Genomic DNA, 2,733 nt, shown 5'->3' on the forward strand with positions numbered 1-2,733 from the left:
CCGCGGACGCGTCCGCGGCGGGTGCCGACGGGGTGGAGGGCTCCTCGTCCGTGGGTGTGGTGAGTGCGACGGCGGCCTCGTGCGTCTCGTCGGCGACCGGCTCCGGAGCCGCTTCGGCCTCCGCCGCCGGCTCCACCTCGGAAGTGGGCTCGGGGGTCGCTTCCGTCTGCTCCGCAGTCTCGGGCTGCGCCTCGGCCACAGCCTCCGGCTGGAGGCCCGCCTCGATGTCCGCCCCGGGCTCGGCCGGCGCGTCGAGGTCGTCCTCGGCGGCCGCCTCGGCTTCCGGCTCCGGTTCGACGGCTGCCTCGGGCTCGGCCTTCGGCTCGACGGTGGCCTCGGGCTGCTCCTCAGCTTCTACCGGAACCTCGGCCTCGGGCGTGGCGGTCGGCTCGGCTTCCGCCTTTTCCTCGGTCTGGACCGGCGCGTTGACGGCAGCGTCGGTTGCCGCTGCCTCAGCGTCCGCCTCCGGTGTGGCCTGCGGTTCGATGTCCGTCTCGGTCGCGGCCGTCGGCTCGACGGTGGCCTCGGCGGCTGCCTCAGCTTCCGCCCGCGGCTCGACGTCTGCCTCGGCTTCGGCCTCCAGCGTCGCCTCGGGCTCGGCCGTCGGCTCGGGCTCGGCCTGCGGCTCGACGGTGGCCTCGGGCTGCTCCTCAGCAGCTATCGCAACCTCGGCCTCGGCCTCACGTGCGGCGGTCGGCTCGGCTTCGGCCTCGGCGGCTGTCTGCGGCTCGATGTCCGGCTCGGCGGTGGCCTCAACCGTGGTGTCGGGCTCGGCCTGCTCCTCAGCCGGGGTGCCGGCCTCTGCCGCGACCTCGGACTCCGGCTCGTCCTCGGCGTCCGCCTGCGGCTCGACGGCCGTCTCGGCTTCGGCGTCGGCCGTCGCGGTGGGCTCGGTCTGCTTCTCGGCGTCGGCTTCCGACTCGGCCTCGGCCGAAACCGTCGTCTCAGGCTCGGCCTCGGCTTCCACGGCAGGCTCAGCCTTGGCCTCCGGCTCGGCCTCCACCGTCGCCTCGGGCTCGGCCCCTACCTTCGCCCCGGTGTCCTCGGCCGCACGCTCAACCCCAGCCTTGGCCACCCCGTCAGCCTCGGTCTCGGCGTCAGCCGCAATCCCAGCCTCGGCCACCCCGTCAGCCTCGGTCTCGGCGTCAGCCGCAATCCCAGCCTCGGCCACCCCGTCAGCCTCGGTCTCGGCGTCAGCCGCAATCCCAGCCTTGGCCACCCCGTCAGCCTCGACCTCGGCCTCAGTTGTAACGCCGGCCTCGGCCCCGGTGTCGGTCGCCTCCTCGGCCGCACCCTCAACCCCGGTCTCGGTCGCATCCTCGGCCCCGGGCTCTCCCGGCTGCCTCGGTACCCGGACCTTGTTGAACGCGGCCGCCACCAGGTCGTGTTCCTCGGTGGGCGGGGTGTCCGTGTCCTGTTCGAGGGACGGGGACTCGCGGGGTTCCGGGATCGGCGGGGTCGCCTTCGGGGTGGTCGGTTCCGGTTGGGACGTCGCACCCTCCGCCTCGGCGGCTCGGGGCTTGCGTGAGCGGCCGAATGCGTTACGCAGGAGAGTGAGAATGCCCATGTGTGCAACCCTTCGCTGAGGTGACACCGTCAATCGCTGGCCAGGACGGACACGTAAGGTTAGCGGCCCTGGATGCGGTGCCCGGTCCGCGTCCGTGCCTACGCGGTGCCGTCCACCCGCAGCAGGAAGGCGTGCAGCGCGCGGTTGAACTCCTCGGGACGTTCCAGATTCGGCAGATGCGCCGCGCCCTCGATGACCTCGACGACGGAGTCCGGCACCGCGGCGCCCAGGGACTCGGCGTCCGAGACGGGCGTGTAGGTGTCGTCGGCGCCGACCACGATCAGCGCGGGGACCGATACGCGGGTCAACACGGGCCGGTAGTCCGGGCGTTCGGCTCGGCCGCGCAGCGACGCCGCGGCACCCTGCGGCGGCGTGGCCGTCATCATGCCGTGGACATGGGCCTTCACCCGGGCGTCGGCGTACGGCGCGACCATCCGTTCCAGCACCTCGTCGGCGTACCCCCGCATGCCCTCGGCGAGCAGCCGGTCCGCCATCGCCCGCCGGTCCCGCTTCCCCTCGGGCGTCTCCGGGGTGGCGAAGGTGTCCGCGAGGACCAGGCCCCGGATCCGGTCGCCGAAGCGCTCCCAGCACTCCATCGCGAGCTGGCCGCCCATCGAGAGCCCGGCGAGCACGCACGCGTCCACGCCCAGGAAGTCCAGGAGTTCGGCCAGATCGTCGGCATGGCGGGCGAACGGGACGGTACCCGGGGTCACCGGGGAGGCGCCGTAGCCGCGCAGATCCGGGGCGATCACCCGGCGCTCGGCGGAGAACCGCGCCACCTGCGGGTCCCACATCGTGCGGTCGAAGGGGTGGCCGTGGAGAAGGAGGAGAGGAGCCCGGTGAGAAGTTTGGGGGCCTTTGTCGGTGTAGGACAGGTAAGGGGGCATGTGGGTGACCCTAAGTGGCTCAACTCCTCGGTGCAATAAGATCTTTGCCCTCGGTGCAATCCATGACCGCGCCGAGAGCGCAAGGCATCAGGGGGAGCTGTGAACGACTACCGGCGTATCGCCGACCGAATAGCCGCCGACATCGCGAGCGGACGACTGCGGGCGGGGCAACAACTGCCCCCGCAAAGGGCGTTCGCCCGCCGGCACGGCCTGGCGCCCTCCACCGCGGGGCGCGTGTACGCCGAACTCGTGCGCCGGGGGCTGGTGGTGGGGGAGGTC

General features: G+C 72.9%; 3 protein-coding genes. 1 reads left to right on the forward strand and 2 read right to left on the reverse strand.

Annotated elements, in window-relative coordinates; translation table 11 throughout:
- The coding region (locus tag CCN72_RS34885) for an MSCRAMM family adhesin (protein WP_425276200.1) at positions 1–1,567 on the reverse strand (1,567 nt) is incomplete at its 3' end.
- A 98-nt stretch (positions 1,568–1,665) separates the two neighbouring features.
- A complete protein-coding gene (locus CCN72_RS34890) occupies positions 1,666–2,454 on the reverse strand; it encodes an alpha/beta fold hydrolase (protein WP_086812367.1) in 789 nt (262 codons plus the stop codon).
- Positions 2,455–2,553: 99 nt separating this feature from the next.
- On the opposite strand from CCN72_RS34890, the gene CCN72_RS34895 reads away from it, so the two are divergent.
- Positions 2,554–2,733, forward strand: a 180-nt coding sequence (locus tag CCN72_RS34895; RefSeq protein ID WP_143664307.1) for a GntR family transcriptional regulator, incomplete at its 3' end; no start/stop codon positions are given.

It is taken from the genome of Streptomyces murinus (genome assembly GCF_002154555.1).
GTDB lineage: Bacteria > Actinomycetota > Actinomycetes > Streptomycetales > Streptomycetaceae > Streptomyces > Streptomyces murinus.